Origin of the sequence: Rhizobium croatiense (genome assembly GCF_019793465.1) — a bacterium.
In the GTDB taxonomy this organism is placed as follows: Bacteria; Pseudomonadota; Alphaproteobacteria; order Rhizobiales; family Rhizobiaceae; genus Rhizobium; species Rhizobium croatiense.
Map to the genome: position 1 here is coordinate 304,113 of NZ_JAILYJ010000002.1, position 21,244 is coordinate 325,356.

Annotated in this window: 23 protein-coding genes; 17 read left to right on the forward strand and 6 right to left on the reverse strand. The window is 61.5% G+C overall.

Annotation, left to right across the window (positions count from 1 at the left end):
* Window positions 1-51: 51 nt before the first annotated feature.
* The 6 genes from K6M89_RS04185 (at window position 52) to rarD (ending at window position 5,260) form a co-directional block, all read left to right on the forward strand.
* On the forward strand, window positions 52-528 hold the full coding sequence (locus K6M89_RS04185; RefSeq protein WP_222138524.1) for a GFA family protein: 477 nt from the start codon (window positions 52-54) through the stop codon (window positions 526-528).
* A 5-nt stretch (window positions 529-533) separates the two neighbouring features.
* Window positions 534-1,013, forward strand: a complete 480-nt coding sequence (locus tag K6M89_RS04190; RefSeq protein WP_222138709.1) for a GFA family protein — start codon at window positions 534-536, stop codon at window positions 1,011-1,013.
* Window positions 1,010-1,486, forward strand: a complete 477-nt coding sequence (locus K6M89_RS04195) for a GFA family protein (RefSeq protein WP_222138525.1) — start codon at window positions 1,010-1,012, stop codon at window positions 1,484-1,486. The genes K6M89_RS04190 and K6M89_RS04195 overlap by 4 nt, the downstream gene beginning before the upstream one ends.
* Window positions 1,483-2,445, forward strand: a complete 963-nt coding sequence (gene pip / locus K6M89_RS04200) for a prolyl aminopeptidase (RefSeq protein ID WP_222138526.1) — start codon at window positions 1,483-1,485, stop codon at window positions 2,443-2,445. Before K6M89_RS04195 ends, pip begins: the two co-directional genes overlap by 4 nt.
* Window positions 2,446-2,568: 123 nt before the next feature.
* A complete protein-coding gene (cimA, locus tag K6M89_RS04205; protein ID WP_097580284.1) occupies window positions 2,569-4,182 on the forward strand; it encodes a citramalate synthase in 1,614 nt (537 codons plus the stop codon).
* A gap of 163 nt (window positions 4,183-4,345) precedes the next feature.
* On the forward strand, window positions 4,346-5,260 hold the full coding sequence (gene rarD, locus K6M89_RS04210) for an EamA family transporter RarD (RefSeq protein ID WP_097580283.1): 915 nt from the start codon (window positions 4,346-4,348) through the stop codon (window positions 5,258-5,260).
* Between the two features lie 83 nt (window positions 5,261-5,343).
* On the opposite strand, the gene K6M89_RS04215 is transcribed toward rarD, so the two are convergent.
* From K6M89_RS04215 to K6M89_RS04225, 3 genes are all read right to left on the reverse strand, one after another.
* Window positions 5,344-6,276 carry a hypothetical protein gene (locus tag K6M89_RS04215; RefSeq protein WP_222138527.1) on the reverse strand — a complete coding sequence of 311 codons (933 nt, stop codon included), beginning with the start codon at window positions 6,274-6,276 and terminating at the stop codon, window positions 5,344-5,346.
* A gap of 96 nt (window positions 6,277-6,372) precedes the next feature.
* A complete protein-coding gene (locus tag K6M89_RS04220; protein ID WP_222138528.1) occupies window positions 6,373-7,380 on the reverse strand; it encodes an alpha/beta hydrolase in 1,008 nt (335 codons plus the stop codon).
* Complete coding sequence (locus K6M89_RS04225; protein WP_222138529.1) at window positions 7,373-8,266, reverse strand: MBL fold metallo-hydrolase; 894 nt, start codon at window positions 8,264-8,266, stop codon at window positions 7,373-7,375. The genes K6M89_RS04220 and K6M89_RS04225 overlap by 8 nt, the downstream gene beginning before the upstream one ends.
* Window positions 8,267-8,355: 89 nt before the next feature.
* Here K6M89_RS04225 and K6M89_RS04230 point away from each other — a divergent pair, with 89 nt between their 5' ends.
* On the forward strand, window positions 8,356-9,312 hold the full coding sequence (locus tag K6M89_RS04230; protein ID WP_222138530.1) for a LysR family transcriptional regulator: 957 nt from the start codon (window positions 8,356-8,358) through the stop codon (window positions 9,310-9,312).
* A gap of 24 nt (window positions 9,313-9,336) precedes the next feature.
* Here K6M89_RS04230 and K6M89_RS04235 read toward each other — a convergent pair whose 3' ends face one another.
* Complete coding sequence (locus K6M89_RS04235) at window positions 9,337-9,960, reverse strand: LOG family protein (protein ID WP_097580278.1); 624 nt, start codon at window positions 9,958-9,960, stop codon at window positions 9,337-9,339.
* 155 nt (window positions 9,961-10,115) lie between these two features.
* On the opposite strand from K6M89_RS04235, the gene K6M89_RS04240 reads away from it, so the two are divergent.
* The 5 genes from K6M89_RS04240 to K6M89_RS04260 all read left to right on the forward strand — a co-directional run bounded on the left by K6M89_RS04240 (window position 10,116) and on the right by K6M89_RS04260 (window position 16,485).
* Window positions 10,116-12,161 carry a LysM peptidoglycan-binding domain-containing protein gene (locus K6M89_RS04240; RefSeq protein WP_222138531.1) on the forward strand — a complete coding sequence of 682 codons (2,046 nt, stop codon included), beginning with the start codon at window positions 10,116-10,118 and terminating at the stop codon, window positions 12,159-12,161.
* A gap of 298 nt (window positions 12,162-12,459) precedes the next feature.
* Window positions 12,460-14,337, forward strand: coding sequence for an ABCB family ABC transporter ATP-binding protein/permease (locus K6M89_RS04245; protein ID WP_222138532.1), 1,878 nt, complete (start codon window positions 12,460-12,462; stop codon window positions 14,335-14,337).
* A 137-nt stretch (window positions 14,338-14,474) separates the two neighbouring features.
* On the forward strand, window positions 14,475-15,173 hold the full coding sequence (locus K6M89_RS04250) for a phosphatidylserine decarboxylase (RefSeq protein ID WP_097580275.1): 699 nt from the start codon (window positions 14,475-14,477) through the stop codon (window positions 15,171-15,173).
* A gap of 19 nt (window positions 15,174-15,192) precedes the next feature.
* Window positions 15,193-16,038 carry a CDP-diacylglycerol--serine O-phosphatidyltransferase gene (pssA, locus tag K6M89_RS04255; protein WP_097580274.1) on the forward strand — a complete coding sequence of 282 codons (846 nt, stop codon included), beginning with the start codon at window positions 15,193-15,195 and terminating at the stop codon, window positions 16,036-16,038.
* A gap of 300 nt (window positions 16,039-16,338) precedes the next feature.
* A complete protein-coding gene (locus K6M89_RS04260; protein ID WP_170964770.1) occupies window positions 16,339-16,485 on the forward strand; it encodes a hypothetical protein in 147 nt (48 codons plus the stop codon).
* A 239-nt stretch (window positions 16,486-16,724) separates the two neighbouring features.
* Here K6M89_RS04260 and K6M89_RS04265 read toward each other — a convergent pair whose 3' ends face one another.
* Both K6M89_RS04265 and K6M89_RS04270 read right to left on the reverse strand, forming a co-directional pair.
* A complete protein-coding gene (locus tag K6M89_RS04265) occupies window positions 16,725-17,489 on the reverse strand; it encodes an SOS response-associated peptidase (RefSeq protein WP_222138533.1) in 765 nt (254 codons plus the stop codon).
* A gap of 124 nt (window positions 17,490-17,613) precedes the next feature.
* Complete coding sequence (locus K6M89_RS04270) at window positions 17,614-17,934, reverse strand: YnfA family protein (protein WP_097580272.1); 321 nt, start codon at window positions 17,932-17,934, stop codon at window positions 17,614-17,616.
* Between the two features lie 184 nt (window positions 17,935-18,118).
* On the opposite strand from K6M89_RS04270, the gene K6M89_RS04275 reads away from it, so the two are divergent.
* From K6M89_RS04275 to ygfZ, 5 genes are all read left to right on the forward strand, one after another.
* Window positions 18,119-18,553: an NUDIX hydrolase gene (locus K6M89_RS04275; protein WP_097580271.1), complete on the forward strand. Its 435-nt coding sequence runs from the start codon at window positions 18,119-18,121 to the stop codon at window positions 18,551-18,553.
* A 123-nt stretch (window positions 18,554-18,676) separates the two neighbouring features.
* Window positions 18,677-19,120 carry a TIGR02301 family protein gene (locus K6M89_RS04280; RefSeq protein ID WP_222138534.1) on the forward strand — a complete coding sequence of 148 codons (444 nt, stop codon included), beginning with the start codon at window positions 18,677-18,679 and terminating at the stop codon, window positions 19,118-19,120.
* Between the two features lie 103 nt (window positions 19,121-19,223).
* A complete protein-coding gene (locus tag K6M89_RS04285) occupies window positions 19,224-19,481 on the forward strand; it encodes a hypothetical protein (protein WP_004675135.1) in 258 nt (85 codons plus the stop codon).
* Between the two features lie 18 nt (window positions 19,482-19,499).
* Window positions 19,500-20,252, forward strand: a complete 753-nt coding sequence (locus K6M89_RS04290; RefSeq protein ID WP_222138535.1) for a hypothetical protein — start codon at window positions 19,500-19,502, stop codon at window positions 20,250-20,252.
* Window positions 20,253-20,335: 83 nt separating this feature from the next.
* Window positions 20,336-21,244 carry a CAF17-like 4Fe-4S cluster assembly/insertion protein YgfZ gene (gene ygfZ, locus K6M89_RS04295; RefSeq protein WP_222138536.1) on the forward strand — a complete coding sequence of 303 codons (909 nt, stop codon included), beginning with the start codon at window positions 20,336-20,338 and terminating at the stop codon, window positions 21,242-21,244.

The following is a 21,244-nucleotide window of genomic DNA, read 5'->3' on the forward strand; positions in this document are numbered from 1 at the left end:
GTTGGGAGGGGTTTTCTTTTTCTCATCGACGTCGCTGCGGGAGGATCTGTCATGACCACCCATACCGGCGGCTGCCAGTGCGGAGCGATCCGCTTCCGTGTCAGCGGCGAACTCAAGGATTCGTCGATCTGTCATTGCCGCATGTGCCAGAAGGCGTTCGGGGCTTATTATGCGCCGCTCGTCTCGGTGCGCGGCGCCGAGTTCGAATGGACGCGGGGGGAGCGGAAAAAATTCCGCTCTTCCAATTTCGTCGAGCGCGGCTTCTGCGGTGACTGCGGCACGCCGCTGACCTATGAAGCGCCAGACGGAATGGCGATTGCTGCGGGCGCCTTCGACGATCCGTCGTCGCTGCCGCCGACCATTCAATGGGGGGTGGAATGCAAGCTCGGCTTCGTCGATCGCCTGCACGAACTGCCGGGAGAGCGGACCGAGGCCGATCTGACGGCAGGCTCCTTCCTGCACGAACTCGTTTCCTATCAACATCCCGACCATGACACGCAGGTCTGGCCACCGGAGGATCGCGCTTGAGCGAAATGACGAAACAGGCCGGCGGATGCCAATGCGGCGCGGTTCGTTATCGCGCCCGCGGCGAACTCGGCTATCCCCATATCTGCCACTGCCGCATGTGCCAGAAGGCGGCCGGCAACTATTTCCTGCCGCTTGCGGCTGCCATGCGCGAGGATTTCGAGCTGACGCGCGGCGCGCCGAAATGGTTCCGGTCCTCGGATCTGGTGCGGCGCGGCTTCTGCAGCGATTGCGGCACGCCGCTGTTTTACGACATCCCGGGCGCTAACTTCATCAACATCACGCTCGGCTCGCTTGATGAGCCCGATGCGGTCAAGCCCGTGATGCAATCGAGCACCGGCCGCAAGATGTCCTGGTTTCACGCGATCGACAGTCTGCCGGTGGAGCCGCAGCCTGAAACGCCCGACCGCGAGAACGCGATCGCGGCAAGCAACCATCAGCACCCCGACCACGATACGAAAAGCTGGCCATTCGGAGAACGCCTATGACGGATAGGATAAGAACAGGCGGATGCCAGTGCGGCGCCGTGCGTTTCCGCATCGCAGGCGAACTGGGGCGACCCTCGATCTGCCATTGCCGCATGTGCCAGAAGCAGTTCGGCGGCTTCTTTTCCGCGCTGGTCACGGCACCCGAAGAAGGAATGGAGTGGACGCGCGGCGAGCCGAGCTACTTTCAGTCCTCCGTTAATATCGACCGCGGCTTCTGCAGCAATTGCGGTACGCCGATGACCTATCGTCATCCTGGTGGCCTGGAGCTTGCGATCGGCGCGTTCGACGACCGCGGCGATCTCGCGCCGCAGATCCAGGTCAATTACGACGCCCGACTACCCTGGGTCGAGACGATCTTCGAAGCCCCGGTGCACAAGGACCCGGATTTCTATGCCCGACAGGAGGCGATCATCTCCTTTCAGCATCCCGATCACGACACCCAAGTCTGGCCCGAAAAAGGCGTGAAGATATGACCGAAATCCTGCGCACCCTCTATCCCGAAATCGAAGCCTATGCCTCCGGTCATCTCGATGTCGGCGACGGCCATGTGATCTATTGGGAGCGATCGGGAACACCCGGCGCCAAGCCCGTCGTCTTCCTGCATGGCGGCCCGGGCGGCGGCTTCTCGCCGGCCCACCGCCGGCTGTTCGATCCGGCCCTCTACGACGTCATGCTGTTCGACCAGCGCGGCTGCGGACGGTCGACGCCGCATGCCGAGCTCAATGCCAACACGACATGGGACCTCGTCGCCGATATCGAGCGCCTGCGTGAAATGGCCGGCGTGGAGACCTGGCAGGTGTTCGGCGGCTCCTGGGGCTCGACGCTGGCGCTCGCTTATGCCGAAAAGCATCCGGAGCACGTCTCCGAGCTCATCCTGCGCGGCATCTATACGCTGACCAAAGCCGAACTCGACTGGTACTATCAGTTCGGCGTCTCGGAGATGTTCCCGGACAAGTGGGAGCGCTTCATCGCTCCGATCCCACCGGAAGAGCGGCATGAGATGATGCAGGCCTATCATCGCCGCCTGACGCATGAGGACAGAAACGTGCGCCTTGCGGCCGCGCAGGCCTGGAGCATCTGGGAAGGCGAAACGATCACGCTGCTGCCCGAGCCTTCGACGAGCGGCAAGTTCGAGGAGCCGGAATTCGCCTATGCATTCGCCCGCATCGAGAACCATTTCTTCGTCAATGCCGGCTGGATGGACGAAGGACAGCTGATCCGCGACGCCGGCAGGCTGAAGGATATTCCCGGCGCCATCGTGCATGGCCGCTACGACATGCCCTGCCCGGCCAAATATGCCTGGCTGCTGCACAAGGCCTGGCCGAAGGCGGAGTTCCACCTGATCGAAGGTGCCGGCCATGCCTATTCGGAGCCCGGGATTCTCGATCGGCTGATCCGGGCGACGGACAAGTTTGCCGGCAAGCGGGACTGATTGCCCTGAACAAGGCAGCCCCTCACCCTAGCCTTCTCCCCGCGCGCGGGGAGAAGGTGGCGGCAGCCGGATGAGGGGCAGCATACGCATTCCAACAACACCCGCCTGGCGGGAGGACACGACATGAAAGAACGCATCTACCTCTTCGACACGACGCTCCGGGACGGGCAGCAGACGCCCGGCATCGATTTTTCCGTCGAGGACAAGATTGCGATCGCCGCCATGCTGGATGAGTTCGGCTTCGACTATGTCGAGGGCGGCTATCCCGGCGCCAATCCGACCGACACCGCCTTTTTCAGCGAGAAGCGCACCAGCGAAGCGACCTTCGTCGCCTTCGGCATGACGAAGCGGGCGGGCGTTTCGGTCTCCAACGATCCGGGCCTTGCCGGGCTGCTGCAGGCGAAATCCGACGCCATCTGTTTCGTCGCCAAGAGCTGGGATTACCATGTCGCGGTGGCGCTCGGTTGCACCAATGAGGAAAACCTCGAAAGCATCGCCGAAAGCGTCAAGGCGGCGGTCGGCGCCGGCAAGGAGGCGATCGTCGATTGCGAGCACTTCTTCGATGGTTTCAAGGCCAATCCGGCCTATGCGCTCGCCTGCGCCAAGACCGCCTATGAGGGCGGCGCCCGCTGGGTCGTGCTCTGCGACACCAATGGCGGCACGCAGCCGCCGGAAATCCGTGCCATCGTCGAGGCGGTGATCGCAGCCGGCGTTCCCGGCCGCTATCTTGGTATCCATGCCCATAACGACACCGGCCAGGCCGTCGCCAATTCACTGGCAGCGGTCGAAGCCGGCGTCCGGCAGATCCAGGGCACGCTGAACGGCATCGGCGAACGCTGCGGCAATGCCAATCTGGTGACGCTGATCCCGACGCTGGCGCTGAAGAGTGCCTACAACACACGGTTCGAAACGGCGATCGACGAGGAGCGGCTGCTCAACCTCACCCGGCTGTCGCATGCCTTCGACGAGCTGCTCAACCGCTCGCCCGACCACCAGATGCCCTATGTCGGCGCTTCCGCCTTCGCCACCAAGGCCGGCATCCACGCATCGGCGCTGCTGAAGGACCCGAAGACCTATGAACATGTGCCGCCGGAAAGCGTCGGCAACTTCCGAAAGGTCATGGTCTCCGACCAAGGCGGCAAGGCGAACTTCATCAATGCGCTGAAGCGGCGCGGCATCACCGTCGCCAAGGACGATCCGAAGCTCGATCTCTTGATCTCGATCGTCAAGGAACGGGAATCCATCGGCTACGCCTATGAGGGCGCCGATGCGAGCTTCGAGCTCTTGGCGCATCGCACGCTCGGCACCATCCCGGAATTCTTCACCATCGAAGGCTTCCGGGTGATGATCGAGCGCCGCTTCGACAGTCTCGGCCGCGTGAAGATCGTCTCGGAGGCGGTGGTCAAGATCACCATCGACGGACAGACGCTGATGTCGGTTGCCGATGCCGAAGGCCCGGTCAACGCGCTCGACCTGGCGCTGCGCAAGGATTTCGGCAAATACCAGCACGAGATCGACGATCTAGTGCTCGCCGATTTCAAGGTGCGTATCCTCAATGGCGGCACGGAGGCGATCACCCGCGTGCTGATCGAATCCACCGACAGCGACGGCGTGCGCTGGTGGACGGTCGGCGTCTCGGAGAACATCATCGACGCCTCGTTCCAGGCGCTGATGGATTCCGTCATCTACAAGCTGATGAAGAACCGCCAGCTGGCGGGCAAGATCGCGGCGGAATAAATCTGTTCCGCCGGTTCTGCGAGGCGGCGGATGCCGTCATCTTCCGCCCATGCCGCGTTTCCGCTTCAAATCCTCTCACTCTTCATTCAACGAAATGAATTGGCCTATTCACGGCGCTTAAGCTAGGCCGGATCAGAAGAAGAACAAAGATGGAAACACGCCGATGTCGACCGATATATCCGTTCCGCTGGCCAAGAACGAAGACAGTCCGCGCGGTTTCGCCTTCGCGCTGACGGCCTATCTGCTCTGGGGCTTCCTGCCCTTCTACATGAAGGCGGTCGCGCATATCTCGCCGGCCGAGGTGATCGCGCATCGCATCATCTGGTCGCTGCCGCTGGCGGGCATCGTGCTGATCGTACTCGGGCGCACTGGGGATATCCGCGCAGCGCTCAGTTCGCCGCGCATGTTGGCGATGGCGGCGCTGACGGCGTCGCTGATCACCATCAACTGGGGCACCTATGTCTGGGCGATCGGCGCCGGCCATTCGCTCGACGCAGCCCTCGGTTATTTCATCAATCCGCTGTTCAGCATCTTCCTCGGCGCAGTGTTCCTCAAGGAAAAGCTGCAGCCGCTGCAGATCGCGGCGATCGCGCTTGCAGCACTTGCCGTCGCCATTCTCGCACTGGACAGCGGCGGCATCCCTTGGGTAGCGCTGACGCTGGCGATCAGCTGGGGTTTTTACGCCCTGCTGCGCAAGACGCTGCCGCTCGGGCCGAACCAGGGTTTCTTCCTCGAAGTGCTGATCCTCAGCGGGCCGGCCCTCCTTTACATCCTCTATCTCGAATTCGGCAGCGGCCAGGGCCACCTCTATCGCACCAGCCTTGCCGACACGATCCTGCTGCTCGGCTGCGGCGTCATCACCGCCGTGCCGCTGATGATCTATGCGAACGGCGCCAAGCTCTTGAAACTCTCGACGATCGGCATCATGCAGTATATCGCGCCGACGATGATCTTCCTGATCGCCGTCTTCGTCTTTCACGAGCCATTCGGCACGGCGCGCATGATCGCCTTCCCGCTGATCTGGGCGGGGCTGTTTCTCTATAGCTGGTCGATGCTGAAGGGAAGCCGAGGGCACTAGTTGCGAGCTTTTCCTGGCCACAGCCCGAAGCATGTAGTCGGTGATCCGTAACGATCGATCCATCAAAGCAGGAGCGCGTTGGCTCAAAGCCAGGACAGCAGCGCTGTGCGGACAAGGATTCCGGCCAATGCGCTCACGATGGCGATGGCTGCCACCGACCGGAGCGCTGGCACCGAAGCGATAAGGATGGAAAGACCGGGAAGGTCGAGAGGGTTTAGCAGAAATGCCGACCCGCGAATGATTTTCTCAGGCGGAATGCTCAGCTCCTTGTGGACGTCGAGTAACAGCGTGACCGCTGCACTTGATCCTGCCAGGCACTTTGTGAGGAAGAACAGGACATCCTGCTGCGAGGCGCCGAGCAACTGAAGCAAGGGCAGCGCGACGGACGTAAAGGCCGAAAGTGCACCTGTGCTTTGGATAAGCCTGACCATTGCAAGTGAGATCACCAGCACCGGCAAGATTGCAGAAATGACCCGAACGGCATCTGCGCCACCGCGGTTGATCGCCGTCAGCAGATCGAGCCTTACGGCGACGGACTCATCCACCTTGTAACAGGAACAGATCTTTCCAGACAGGGAGCGGCGTCCAACCATCCAGCAGGCAAGAGTGGAGGCCACAAGCGCTCCGCAAATACCGTTCACGATGATCAAGCCGGGATCGACACCGAGACTTGCTAGCGGAAAACTGGCATTTGCCGGCGCGGCCGCAAGCACCGCGGCAAAGGCAGCGGCCAGGCATCTCTCCGACATTCTTTTGTGTGCCATGAGCGACAGGGCCGAGACCGAGGCAGCCGAACTGACGAGGCTGAGCTGGATAACCGCCAAGGCTCCGAAACCGTCCAGACCGAACAATCTGAAGAGCGGATTGGCCTTCCCGCCGATCCATCGCAATGCGCTCATGCCTTCGAGATAGCGCATCAGCGAGAAGGTCACGATCATCAACGGCAGAAAGGTGAATATCGCTATGTCGACGGCACTTCGTCCGGCATCCAGAATGGCGGTGATCAGAATTGTCATGGGAACGAGTGGCTTGATGGCCGCGCCGGACTTGCGGCGGACTTAACGGAGGAAGCGGGCTCCGAAATCCGATCCCGGAGCCCGTTGGTTCGAATTCTATTCCGGTTGGAAGGATTCATCGAAAAAGCGGGCAACCTCGGAATAGGCCTGCATGCGGTTGGTTTCCATGAGAGCGAGGTGCGTCGCCTCCCCGATTTCCACCCATCGCCTGTAGGAGGCGCCGGTCAGCTGCTCGAAATAGGTCCGCGCCAGATCAAGCGGAACGTCGATGTCCCATTCGCCGTGCAACAGCAGCACCGGGGCGCGGATTTCGCTCGGCTGATAATAGGGATTTCCCGCTTTCCAGTAGGTGCGGATGTCCTGGATTGGCCCGTTGGTGGCTCGGAGTTTTCCTTGCTCCCTGTCAGCTTCCGAGGTCTCTTCTGAAAGCGTGAATTTTGCCCAAAGATCGAACCAGTCTTCGGGAACAAGCCGTTCACGCGCGTATTCGGGTGCCGTGCTCAACCAACGCGCCAAGGCGGCATGAACTGGAACAAGCCGATAGGAACCCAGGGGGCCGCCTTGGTCGATCGGGATGGGAATGTCGCTAAGCCATTGCGGCGCGAGCAGCGCGAGCTTGACAACCTTGTCGCCGTTGCGCGCAGCATATGCGCCCGCCACGGTACCACCCCATGACATTGCGAAGACGTTGACGGCGTTGAGACCACGAAGTCGGAGGACGAAATCGACCGCCGTAGCGAAGTCCGCAACACCAGTGTCGGTGGCGACAAGCGGCGGGTTAAGATCGGGCTCCGCCTGCATTTCCGGCGGGCGGGTCGACTTTCCATAGCCCCGGACATCAACCGCAAAGACATCGAAGCCTTGATATGCAAGGAAGTCAATGAAGGAGATCCCGTTGAATGGAACATCGTAGAGACTTCCGGATGAGAAGGTCGCCCCGTGCACCATCACGATTGTTTTCTCCGCGAGAAAGGCTTTGTGATCTCTCCTTCGCTTATTGCGGAGATAGAGCTTGATGCCGTCGGTTCCGCTGTCGACGTAATGCTCGTCGAATACGATCTCGCCTGCGTCAAAAGCTGAAGATGCGAGTTTGTTCTCAGACATAGGACCACCTGAATTTTTCGCCGTCGCGGGTCACATAACCAGCAGACGAGCCGGGGAAATGCGTGGAGAAGTAAATGGCGCGATTATCGGCTGCGAACTCGAGGACACGCCGTCTGGACTGGGCAGCCTGATCCAGGAATTCGCAGAACACCGTGTTGAGGTCGGGACGCTCCACCTGGATGGGATGGTGCATAACATCGCCGGCAAAAATCGCCGCTTCATTGTCCGATTCCAGAAGAACGGACATATGGCCGATGCTGTGGCCAGGTGTCGGCAAGAAGGTGAATCGATCCAGGAAAGGACCGCCTGCGCTGTCGATGAAATCAGCAAGCCCTGCCTCGATCACGGGTCGCACGCTGTCTTCATAGACGCCGGAACTGGGAATGTTGACGTCGTTGTGGCTTGCCGTTGACGAGTAATATTCCTGCTCGGCGCGGGGGAAGATGTAGCGCGCATTTTTGAAAGTGGGGATCCATCTTCCGTCCTCAAGCACGGTATTCCAGCCGGAATGATCGACGTGGAGATGGGTATTTATGACGAAATCGACGTCTTCCGGCCCGACACCGGCCTGGCGCAGCCTGTCGAGAAACGGGATGGTCTGATGGTGGAAGCTGGGATTACGTGGTCTTTCCTTGTCGTTGCCCGAGCCGGTATCGATGAGGATGATGTGGTCGGGCGTCCTTACGAGCCAAGTGTGTATACTCACCACAAGGGCATCGCGGCCCTCTTCCATATCGACGGCGGAAAGCCGCGGCTCGATCGCCCTGAGTTCCTCAGAAGCGGCAGCCGGATAGAGAAACGAGGGCGGGACGTTGTGCAGATACCGCTCCTGCACCTTCCTCACCGTCACGCCGGCAATACGATACTCCTTTCCAAGATCGCTCATGGAATTTCCTTTCAAGTTGAACTGGAATCGGGGACAGCGCTGTCTGATGCCTATGGACAATAGGGAGATTTCGTGCAACGATCAAATCGATGAATGAAATTGTCTCCATCGATCATTTCAATTTGTGGTCTTTTGACTTGAACCTGCTCGTCGCGTTCGATGCGCTGATGAAGGAGCGGAGCGTAACGAAAGCTGCTGTTCGTCTGAAAATCCAGCAGCCTGCCATGAGCCACAATCTCGGAACTCTTCGCACACTGCTTCAGGATGAACTATTCGTGCGTGTCGGCCAGGTCATGCAGCCGACCCATCGCGCGCTGCGTTTCGCCGAGGCGGTGGAGCAGATACTCAGCCGTACGCAGCAGGCGATCGTAACGCCTGCTGCCTTTGAGCCCGGCCAGGCCGAGCAGATTTTCCGTATCGGCTTTTCCAGCGAGCTTGAGGTGCTGCTCGTGCCGCGTCTCGCCGCTATGTTGAACGAGACGGCGCCTGGTATCAGAGTGCTCGCCCGTGCGGTCAATCCCGAGATGGTCCACAAGCTTCTGGACGACAACGTCATCGATCTCGGCGTCGGCTGCTACGATGACGGCAACAACAGGCATCGGCGCAGCCTGCTGTTCGAGCAATCACTGATGTGCTGCTACAATCCGAAGCTTCTCGATCTTCCCCAAACATTGGACCGCGACAGCTATGTCGGGCTGAAGCATGCACTGGTTTCACAGAAGGATGCCATCGAAGGCTGCATTGATGATGCGTTGAAGCGGATCAACGTGCGGCTCGACGTGTCGGTGGCAGCGCCGGAATTCCTGACTGTGCTGACTGCTGTCCTGGAAGCGCCCTTGATCGCGACGCTGCCGACCAGAATTGTGAAGCGGTATGCCGGCCTGTTTGGCTTGGCAGTCGCCGACGTTCCCCTCGATTTAACGGTAAGCCCGATATCGATGGTCTGGTCGGCGGCAAGCGACAATGATCCCGCCAATCGATGGATGCGATCTCAGGTGACGCAGCTTGTTTCGCCTATAGCTGAATTCGCTCGCAACATAGCTTGACCGCGCCAAGGCCGCCTGCCCCGCCTACATTTTCGAGATCACCTCGTCCTCGCCGTCGCGATCGGCGGCGAGTTGGGCTGCCTGGGCCATGATCGCCGGAATGATGCCCGAGACGTCATCGACGACGAGCGGCTGCACCCGGTGGGCGGTGTGCAGGAAGCCTTCTTCGGTCATATGGCGCATCAGCTCCATCATCGGATCCCAGAAACCGTTGACGTTGGCAAAGACCATCGGCTTTTCATGGCGGCCGAGCTGCGCCCAGGTCATGATCTCGACGATTTCCTCCAGCGTACCGATGCCGCCGGGCAGCGCCACGAAGGCATCGGAGCGTTCGAACATGGTGTGTTTGCGCGCATGCATGTCAGGGGTTACAATGAGTTCGTTGAGCTGACCGAGCGAATGGCGAGTCGCTTCCATATCGATCAGGAACTCCGGGATGATGCCCGTGACCTGACCGCCGCCTGAAAGCACCCCGCTTGCAACCGCGCCCATGATGCCTTTGGTACCCCCGCCATAGACGAGGCGCAGGCCGTATTCGGCGATCTCTCTTCCGAGAGCGCGCCCGGCCGCCATGTGGGAAGGATCGCGTCCGGGCCTCGAGCCGCAGTAAACGCAGATGGATCGAATCGATACAGATTGTTCGGTCATGGAGGCGAAACAACTATTTCATTTCAATGCAGTCAAGAAAATTGACTGAAAAGCAGCGTGCCTAGCTTGTCTAATTGCTTTGAATGCTTGTGAAAAGCAACGGGAATCGCTAGCAATTTTCGGTACTACGGCAAATTGCCGCCTTGGGAGACATAATGATGAAGAACCGTGCCGGCTTGCTGGCCCTTGCAGTGCTCGTATCCGCAATCCTACTTATGGTGCTCTTTGTCATGCCGCGCATCGGCGGCGATGCAACCAAGGTCGGCGACGCTATCAACCAGGCGGGCACGGAGCTCAAGAACACGGTTAACGAAGCGGCAAAGACATCGCGCTCCCCTGCTGCGGTAGCTGATCAGCTGGGCCGTCTTTCGGCCGATGCCGGCGTGGCGCTCGGCGAGCTCAAGGCGCTGTTTGCCGACGGCAAAGGCCCGGCCATCGATGTCTTCACCGCCGCTAAGACCAAGACGATCAATGCGCTCACCGCACTTACCGGCTTCACCATTCCCGAGGGCGTCGATCCCGCAACGCAAGCCGTTGCCACGAAGGCCAAGGAAGGTGGCGCCAAGGCGCTCGCCATCGTGCAGTCGCTGCCTGAAAACGTCACCGATGCGCTAGCCGCAATCGCCAGGGCCGAGGCTGCGCTGACCGGAGCGCCCGCGCCCGCCGCTGCGGCGGCGAATGCCGGCCCGAAACTTCCGGCCTTCGACGTCCTGCGCGTCGAGCCTGACGGTTCGACCGTCATCGCCGGTTCCGCCGAGCCGAACGGCAAGCTCGAAGTGCTCGACGGCGAAAAGGTCGTGACGACGGCCGATGTCGGTCCGAGCGGCGACTTCGCCGCCGTGCTCGACAATCCGCTTCCGGCCGGCGACCACCAGCTCGTGCTCAAGGTGACGGGCAAGGATGGCAAGACCACACTTTCCGAAGAGGTCGCGACCGTTTCGGTGCCGAAGGACGGCAATGGCGCCAATCTGCTCGCCATGGTCTCCAAGCCCGGCACCGCAAGCCGCATCATCACGGCGCCGACGGGCGGAACCGAAGTCGCCGACGCCTCCAATCCGATGGCGTCGCCTGTCGGCAAGACCGCGGCCGGCGAGACCGCTGCCGCTGCAGCGGGCGCTCCTGCCGCCCCAGCTGTAACGCCGGGTGAGCTGGCGCTGCAGACCCCTGGCCTGCCCGCCGCCGGTGGCACGGATGGGGCGCCGGCCGTTCCCGGTGCGGCCGGAACCGACAAGGCCACTGCGCCCGATGTGATGGTCAACGCCGTCGAGATCGAGGGTAACAAGATATTCATTGCCGGCACGGCGCGCGCCAATGCCAAGGTTCTCGGTTATGCCGACGACAGCCTTGTCGGCCAGGATACTGCCGGCCCCGACGGCCATTTCGTCATCGAAGGCGTTGCGACCCTCTCGGTCGGCGACCATAAGATCCGCGTCGACGTCGTCGATCCCACGGGCAAGGTGATTGTGCGCGCCGCCGTGAATTTCAATCGCCCGGCGGGCGACCAGGTGAGGGTTGCCGCTCAAGTCGGCCCCACCGATGCAAATGGCGCTTCTCCGATGGTGCCGCTCGACGAAGGCGAACTCGGCAAGCTCAAGGCCGAAGCCGGCAAGGCGTTCGGCCTGCTGAAGGGACTGTTTGCCGATGGCAAGCTGCCCGGCGCCGAACAGCTTGCCGCGGCACGCTCGGCAACGGAATTCGCTTTGCGCTCGGTGGCCGACTTCCGCCCGGCGGCCGACGCGTCCGACCCGTTCAAGCAAGCCTCCGGCGCGGCCTCGCAGACTGCTTCCAATGCGTTGAAAGTGCTGCAGGGGCTGCCGCAGGACGCGAGGTCGGTCGGCGCCGCGCTCGACCGGCTCGGCGCGCTGATCGCCGAACTCACCACAGCACCCGCGCCGGCTGCGCCCGCGTCCGCGACACCGGCTGCAAACGAGGCTGCCGGCAACCAGCCGAGGACGATCGAACAGGCGCCGCTGACGGCCAACAACGCGGCGGTCATCATTCGCCGCGGCGACACGCTGTGGCAGATCTCGCGCCGGACCTATGGCCTCGGCGTACGCTATACGACGATCTACATCGCCAACGAGGACAAGATCATTAATCCCGACCGCATCCGCCCCGGCCAGATTTTCGGCCTGCCGAAGGATGCCTTGCCGAATGCCGAGGAACTGCACCGCAAACGCCTATCCAACCGGCAACTGTAAACATAGCAGAAGAACATGATGGGGCCGGGCGGGATAACCGTCCGGCCTAATGCATGTCGCCCGACAGTGTGCAGCGGTTCCGGGACAACGACATGCATAAAAACAAAGGGCTAAAGCTCGTCGCAGGAATCAAATTTGATGCGACGCGCTTTAGCTTTTCCTGAACCCCGCATTTGTTGTATTCATCCGCCCGGCACCCTATCTGGCGGTGATTGGGAAGCGCTCGAGCACGTCCCGTTCGCGCTTTGCCGGCATCGACACACACGACCGCGGCAATCCGACCGGGCTGGAGACACGCATGGCAAACGGCAAGACTGTCTCGGAATCCCACCTGCTCAGCACGCTTCTTAACCTCTGGCCCTACATGTGGCCGGCCGGCCGGCCCGACCTCAAGATGCGCGTCGTCTGGGCCTCGGTTTATCTGCTGATCTCCAAGTTCGTCCTGCTACTCGTCCCCTATTTCTTCAAATGGTCGACTGACGCGCTGAACGGCAGGATGGATCTGGCCGGCACCGTGCCGCCGCTCGTTGCCGGCGCGATCGCGCTTGTCATCGCCTATAACGTCACCCGGTTGATCCAGCTTGGCCTCAACCAGCTGCGCGACGCGCTGTTTGCCAGCGTCGGGCAAAATGCGGTGCGCCAGCTCGCCTACAGGACCTTCGTGCACATGCACGAGCTGTCGCTGCGCTTCCATCTGGAACGCAAGACCGGTGGTCTCTCGCGCATCATCGAGCGCGGCACCAAGGGCATCGAGACGATCGTGCGCTTCACGATCCTCAATTCGGTCCCGACCGTCATCGAATTCCTGCTGACGGCCGCGATCTTCTGGTGGGGTTACGGATTTTCCTATCTCGCCGTCACCGCCTTTACGGTCTGGGCCTATATCTGGTTCACGATCCGTGCATCCGACTGGCGCATCGCCATCCGCCGGTCGATGAACGACAGCGATACCGACGCCAACACCAAGGCGATCGACTCCCTCCTCAATTTCGAAACCGTCAAATATTTCGGCAACGAGGAGATGGAAGCCAAGCGTTTCGACAAATCGATGGAGCGCTACGAGAAGGCGGCGACCGATGTCTGGACCTCGCTCGGCTGGCTGAACTTCGGCCAGGGCGTCATCTTTGGCATCGGCACGACGATCATGCTGGTGCTGTCGGCGCTGGCCGTCCAGCGCGGCGAGCAGACGGTCGGCGATTTCGTCTTCGTCAATTCGATGCTGCTGCAGCTTTCCGCGCCACTCAATTTCATCGGCTTCGTCTACCGCGAAATCCGCCAGGGGCTGACGGATATCGAGCAGATGTTCGATCTCCTGCAGGTGAAGGCCGAGGTCAAGGACGCGCCCGATGCGACAGAGCTTAGGATCGGCCAGGGCGCGATCTCCTTCAAGGACGTGCACTTCGCCTACGACCCGGCCCGTCCGATCCTCAAGGGGATTTCCTTCGACGTGCCGGCCGGCAAGACGGTCGCCGTCGTCGGCCCGTCGGGTGCGGGCAAATCGACGCTGTCGCGGCTGCTCTATCGTTTCTACGATATTCAGAGCGGTACGATCACGGTCGACGGCCAGGATATCCGCACGGTGACGCAGAAGAGCCTGCGCTCGGTGATCGGCATGGTGCCGCAGGATACCGTGCTCTTCAACGACACCGTTGCCTACAACATCCGCTACGGCCGCACGTCGGCCAGCGATAGCGAGGTTTTTGCCGCGGCCGAGGTGGCGCAGATCGCGCATTTCATCGAAATGCTGCCAGAGGGTTTCGAAACGAAAGTCGGCGAGCGCGGGCTCAAGCTTTCGGGCGGCGAGAAGCAGCGGGTGGCGATCGCCCGTACTATCCTCAAGGCGCCGCCGATTCTTATCCTTGACGAGGCGACCTCGGCGCTCGACACGACGACGGAACGGGAAATCCAGACGGCGCTCGACCTGGTTTCGAAGAACCGGACGACGCTGGTCATCGCTCACCGGCTGTCCACCGTCATCAGCGCCGACGAGATCATCGTGTTGAAAAGCGGCGAGATCGCCGAGCGCGGAACGCATGCCTCATTGCTTGATAAAAACGGTCTCTATGCCTCGATGTGGAACCGCCAGCGCGAGGCCACACAGGCCGAGGAGCACCTGAAACAGGTGCGCGAAAGCGACGATATGGGCGTGATCGCGCGGCTTACGCCGGCGAACTGATTGGGGAACCAGACGCCGGTACAGGCTTTTGTTGTTCAGAACCCCGGCAGTCGAACGGGGGCCGAGGCCGCAGCATTGCCCCGGAGGCGGTTTTTCGCTAACCAGCAAAAAACGACAACGCAAGGAGACCGGCAGCCATGAGCCTGTTCAACACGGTTCGCAACACGATCGTCCCCGTGCACAAGGAGGGTTATCCCTTCGTGGCCGCCTTCTTCGTCGCCTCGCTGATCCTCGGATGGATCTTCAAGCCGCTCTTCTGGATCGGCATGATCTTCACCCTGTGGTGCGCCTATTTCTTTCGCGATCCCGAGCGCGTGACCCCGCAGGACGACGATCTGGTGATTTCTCCCGCCGACGGCAGGGTCTCGGCGATCCAGATGGTGACCCCGCCGGCCGAGCTCGACCTCGGCTCCGAGCCGATGCTGCGCATCTCGGTGTTCATGAACGTCTTCAACTGCCATGTGAACCGGGCGCCGATGCGCGGGCGCATCGTCAGCATCAACTACCGCTCCGGCAGCTTCGTCAACGCCGAGCTCGACAAGGCCAGTGAGGACAACGAGCGCAACGGCCTGGTGATCGAAACCCGCCACGGCCAGATCGGCGTCGTCCAGATCGCCGGCCTCGTGGCGCGGCGTATCCTCTGCTGGGTAAATCCCAACGAGCCGGTGGATGCCGGCGAGCGCTTCGGGCTGATCCGTTTCGGCTCCCGGCTCGACGTCTTCCTGCCCGCCGGTGCGGCGCCACGTGTCTCGCTCGGCCAGACGGCGATCGCCGGAGAAACCGTCATCGCCGAATTCGCCTCGGCCAAGGGTCCCGTCATCAGCCGCCGCAGCTAGGTTTAGATTGGAACGCGATATGGAAACGCCTTTTCCGCCCTTCGAGCCCAATGGTCCGGATGATTCCGCCCGCGGCCCGCGTCTGCGTGAGATCCCGCTCCGTCTCGTCTTTCCGAACCTCATCACCATTCTGGCGATCTGCGCCGGGCTGACCGGCATCCGGCTGGCTTTCGAGAATCGCTACGAGCTCGCCGTCGCCATGGTGCTCGTCGCCGCATTCCTCGACGGCATTGACGGGCGCGTCGCACGGCTGATGAAGGCGACCTCGAAGTTCGGGGCGCAGATGGATTCGCTTGCCGATATCGTCAATTTCGGCGTCGCGCCCGCCCTCGTCGTCTATGTCTTCGCGCTCGACCAGGCGCGCTCGCTCGGCTGGATCGCGGCGCTGATCTATGCGATCGCCGCCGGACTGCGCCTTGCCCGATTCAATGTCATGGCCGAACGCGAGAACAAGGCGAGCTGGCAGTCGGAATATTTCGTCGGCGTGCCGGCGCCGGCCGGCGCCATGCTGGTGCTGCTGCCGGTCTATCTCGGCTTCCTTGGGATCGCGACCGACCGCACCTTCGCCTTCGTCTCGTCGGTCTACACCGTGTTCATCGCCTTCCTGCTGATCAGCCGGCTGCCGGTCTGGTCGGGCAAATCGGACGGCAACCGGCTGCGGCGCGATCTCGTGCTGCCGATGATGCTCGGCGTCGTACTCTATGTGGCTCTGCTGATGAGCTACACCTGGGAGGTGATGGTGTTTACGGTTGCCGCCTACCTTGTATCGCTTCCCTTCGGCGCGCGGAAATGGCGGCGGAAATATGGGACGCTGACGATCGAGGAGCCCGGCGTCGGCGACGACGATATCGGCCGTCACATCTGACCTTCAAGCATTTCCTGGCCTCTTCCCCTGGAAATGCGTCTCCCCTGGTTTTCGCACATTCCCGGAAAACGTGCGTTTCTTCCGGGGAAAGCCATGAGCTTTCCCGGGGAAAACGGCTGCGCAGTTTTTTTGGAACCCCTTCCTTCAGTAAGTATTAACCAACGTAGGCTTCAGTTAAGCCTCGCGAATTATGGTGGGCGTTCACAATTCCTGATAAGCGACGCCGCCGATTTGTCGCTATTTCTGGCGAAACTGCAAAAATAAAATATCCAGGGAAGAACCACGTAAAGGAGAGTATCCGTGACTTTGAAGAAGAACAGTACCGGCGAACAGCAGACGGCCAAGCCGGACCTCGCCGCCAACTATCGCCCCGTCGGCCTGAAGGCCGTTGCCGCAGCATCGCTGATGGCGAAGAACAAGCCGGAGAGCGTCAAGAAATCCGCTTGAAGCGTCGAGCTTCGAACTGCCGTCACCTGCGCTTCACCTTCCAGTTTCCGGCATGCCGTTGCCCCAAGACTGCGGCATGTTTCTAAAGCGTCGTGATCTAGCGGATTCGTTTCTTGCGCTATGGGTCTTGTTCGCAGGCATGTCGTTGCCGCAAAACCGCAACACGCTTTTGCGCGACATGCCCCCGACATCGCGAATGAGCCGAACAGGCCACCACGCCATATGCGGCCGATAGCGTTTCAGAAAAAGCTGAGCTGGCCGTCATTCGGCCTTTGCTTCTCGGGTGCCTTGAGCGGCCGCTCGATGACGACTGGCTCCTGCAGATCAGGCCCCATATTGGCGACCTTGTTGACCTTGTCGGAGACCGGTACGGCCTCGAAGAAATCGTCCCGAACGGGCTGCGTCAGGTCGGCCACCTCACGCGGTTCCTGCGTCCTGCAATCGAGCCAGCGCGAGAAGTCCTCCGGCTTGATAACGACCGGCATGCGATCGTGGATCGCCGAGATCCCCGCATTGGCCGACGTCGTCAGGATCGCGCCGGTATCGACCTCCGAGCCATCGGCCGAGGACCAGGTTTCCATCAGCCCGGCAAAGGCGACGATCCCGCAGTGGCGCGGCCTGATCCAATAGGCCTGCGGCTTGGCGCCGCTTTCCTTCGGCGGACGATGCCATTCATAAAAACCCGAGGCCGGAATGAGCACGCGGCGGTGACGCATCGCCGCCCGAAACGAGGCTTTGCCGATCGCAGTCTCGGCGCGCGCATTGATCAGCAACGGAAATTCCTTCGGGTCCTTGACCCAGGCCGGGGTAAAACCCCAGCGCACCAACACCGCGCGCCGGTCGGCCACGTTGCTGCCTCGCTCCTTGCCCTCACCTGCTATGACGACGAGGATCGGCTGCGTCGGGGCGATGTTGTAGCGCGCCGGAAAATCGTCGAGATCGACACCGGAGAGGAAATTGCTCAGCTCTGCGCTGGAATTTGTCAGGGCGAAACGTCCACACATCGGCCTGTCTTTGCACTCGGTCCGAGTCCGGTCAAGGCGCCTGAGCATGCCGCGCGAGACTGTACAGGGTTTAAGACAAGAACATGCCGCGACCAAAGAGCGACCGCGTTGAGCTTGTGCGACTTCAGCCCCTCGGCGCAAAGAGGATGACGCTCGCCCCGGCAAGGCAGATCAATCCGCCGCCGATATCATAACGATCGGGCACGCGGCCTTCGACCAGCCACAGCCAGAAGAGCGACGCGAGAATATAGATGCCGCCATAGGCTGCGAAGGCTCGGCCGGCGGCTTCGCTCGGCACCAGCGTCAGCAGCCAGGCGAAAAGCGCGAGCGAGATCATACCCGGCGCCAGCCACCAGACGGACTTTTCGAGCTTCAGCCACGCCCAGAAGGCGAAGCAGCCGGCAATCTCGAAAACGGCGGCGAAGGCGTAGATGATATAGGTCACGCAAAGCCCTTTCGAAAATCTGGAATATTTGTTGCATACATGTCCTCATCTCGGGAACCGCTGCGCCGCCTTTCGGGCCTTGTCTTCCGAGACGGCCCACACGAAAATTGCGGAAGCCAGGCAGTGGCGGCATGCAACAATCGGTCCATGCGATAGAATCGATCGTCACAACGAGGGCAGTCTTATGATCTCCACCGCCAAAGCCGCCTCCTCTGCCATTCTCGAACGCGACGGGCGATTCCTGCTGGTGTTGCGACGCAACCCGCCTTCCGCCGACATGTATGCCTTTCCCGGTGGGCGCGCCGAGCCGGGCGAAACGCCGGAGCAGACGGCGCTGCGGGAATTCCGCGAGGAAACCGGCATCGCGGCGCATAATCCCCGGCTGTTTTCGACCTATGACCTGAAGACGCACGGGCCGGACGGCAGCCTCAAGAGCCATTTCTTCCTGTCGGTCTTTCGCGTCGAGGCCGACCGGGACATGGTGGCGGAAGCCGCAGACGATGCAGCGGCGCTGGGTTGGTACACGGTGGATGAGATTCGGCGACTGCCGGTGCCGCAGAGCGTGCTCGAATGCGCGGAACGGCTGGCACAGGATGATTATCGGCCAACCGGCCGATAATCATCCTATTCTGAATTAAGTTTAGAGCATGATGTCATCCGAAAACCGCTGACACTTTTCGGCATCATGCTCTGGCGGGCGGCGAATAGAAGTGGAAACTTTCAAGCGCGCCTTGTTGCCGTCATGCTCGACGTATCAACTGGGAGCATGATTCCCGTTCGACGCGTTGTCCTGTCCCTGCTCGTGCTCGCCGGCCCCACCATGGCTCAGGGCAAGAACACGCCGCCTCCACAGGAGGAGGAGATTGCGCCACCGGCCGCGATCGTACCTTATGACGACAAGCTGGCGCGGCTCGCTGAAGTGCTGGGTTCGGTGCATTATCTGAGAACCCTCTGCAAGGCGACGGGCGGTGATGAGTGGCGAAAGGGCATGCAGCAGCTGCTCGATTCGGAGGCCGGCAACGAGCCGCCACGCAAGGAAAGGCTCACTGCAGCCTTCAATCGCGGCTATCGCGCCTTCGCCTCGGTCTATACGGATTGCACCCCGGCGGCCATCGTGGCAGAAGAGCGCTACCGTAACGAAGGTGCAACACTTGCCACAGAAATTACCTCGCGCTTTGGAAATTGACGTTTAATTAACCTGTTTTCGCATGCGGACGTGTCGTTTTGGGAAAAGGCTGTTAGTGTTGTTAACGGTGCAGTAAGAGATGAGAAGTTCTGAGGAAAAGACAATGGAAGCAAGCCTCAACGAGATCGACGACATGATCGTCCACGAAAAGATGCAGGCAGCTCTGGAGTACCAGAACGAGGCTTGGGCCGACGGCATGGCCGACGGGATCGAGCCTGAGATCATTGCTGATGCCGCCATCGCGCATGCACTGCGCGAGACCATTAGATTGCATGGGGAAAGCAGCGCCGAAGCTCTGCTCGATTCGCTGCGCGACCGTATGCTTGCCGGCGAATTCTCCGCCAACCGCACCCTGCAATAGTTATTATCAGAGAGTTCGATGCGCATCGGTAAAGAGAAAGTTTCGCGAATTCCGCTCGCGCCGGTGATGCTTGCATTCAGCCTTGCCGCCGGCAGCCTCGCCCTTGCGCCCTCGGCCTATGCGCTTTCCGAACTGCACAAGATCCCCGGCCAACCGAACGATCAGCCGGCACAGGGAAACGCCCAGGGGCAGAGCCAGCCGCAGGGCGGCACCACCCCCGGCGTTCCCATGGCCGATCCGCTGGTCAACAGCCAGAACAGCCAGGGCGTCGACAAAACGCCGGGCACGCAGGACAATTCCAAGCCCGTCGAGGTGATCCACGACATCAGCAAGGCGCCCGAGCCGGTGCGCAAGATGCGCCAGCAGATCGTCGAGGCGGCGGCCTCCGGCGATCTCGAACGGCTGCGGCCGCTGATGGGCGCCGGCGCAGAACAGACGCAGGTAACCGTCGGCGAGCCCACAGACGATCCGATCGGCACGCTGAAGGATCTCTCCGGCGATCCCGATGGGGACGAAATCCTCGCCATCATGCTCGACATCGTCTCGACCGGCTTCGTGCATGTCGGCCAGGGCACACCCGAAGACATGTATGTCTGGCCCTATTTCGCCGAGAAAGACTTGAAGTCACTGACGCCGCCGGAACGCGTTGAACTGCTGCGCATCGTCACCGCCGGCGATCTGTCCGACATGCAGGAATTCGGCGGATATAACTTCTACCGCCTCGGTATTACGCCCGACGGCAAATGGAAATTCTTCACGGCAGGCGACTGACGCCTCACGCAAGCCGCATGGCGCTTGCGATCCACCTTATGAAGTCATACCTCTGAGCGATGACCAACGCGACAGGTTCCGCCATGCCATCCGTATTCCTGAAAGACCGCTCATTGCTCTCCGTCGGCGGCGCGGACGCTCAATCGTTCCTGCAGAACCTGATCACCACCGATATCACCTCGCTTGCTTCAGACGAGGCGCGGCCTGGGGCGCTGCTGACACCGCAGGGCAAGATCCTATTCGACTTCATGATCTGGCAGGACGGCGACGGCTATGTGATCGAAAGCGATGCCGGCCAGCGTGACGGGCTCATGAAGCGGCTGACGATATACAAGCTGCGGGCCGCCGTGACGCTTGCGCCTGTCGCCGAAGAAGGCATCAGCGTTTGCTGGGGCGAAGATGCCGATGGCATCAGGGATGCCGAGGGCGGCGGGGACAGCCAAGGCGTCCGGGACAGCCAGGGCGTCCGGGACAGCCAAGGCGTCTGGGACAGCCGCTTCGCCAAGGCCGGCATCACGCTGACCCGCCGGCCGGGACGGCACGGTGATGGCGCTGAGGCGCTCTACGACGCGTTGCGTATCGCCCACGGCATTGCGATATCGGGATCGGACTTCGCGTTGCAGGATGCCTTTCCGCATGACGTGCTGATGGATCTGAACGGCGGCCTCTCCTTCAAAAAGGGCTGCTATGTCGGACAGGAAGTGATTTCGCGCATGCAGCACCGCGGCACCGCGCGCCGGCGCGTCGTCACGGTATCCGCCGCAGCGGCGCTGCCGGGGACGGGCACCGCGATCACTGCTGCCGGCAAGCCAGTGGGCACACTCGGCTCCGTCGAGGGCGGCAGCGGCCTTGCGATCGTGCGCATCGACCGCGCCGGTGCCGCGATGGCGGAAGGCACGCCGCTGCTGGCCGACGGGGCGTCGGTTTCTCTCGCCCTGCCGCCATGGTCCGGCCTTGTCTTCCCCACCAGCGCCGACGAGGCCAGCGCGTGA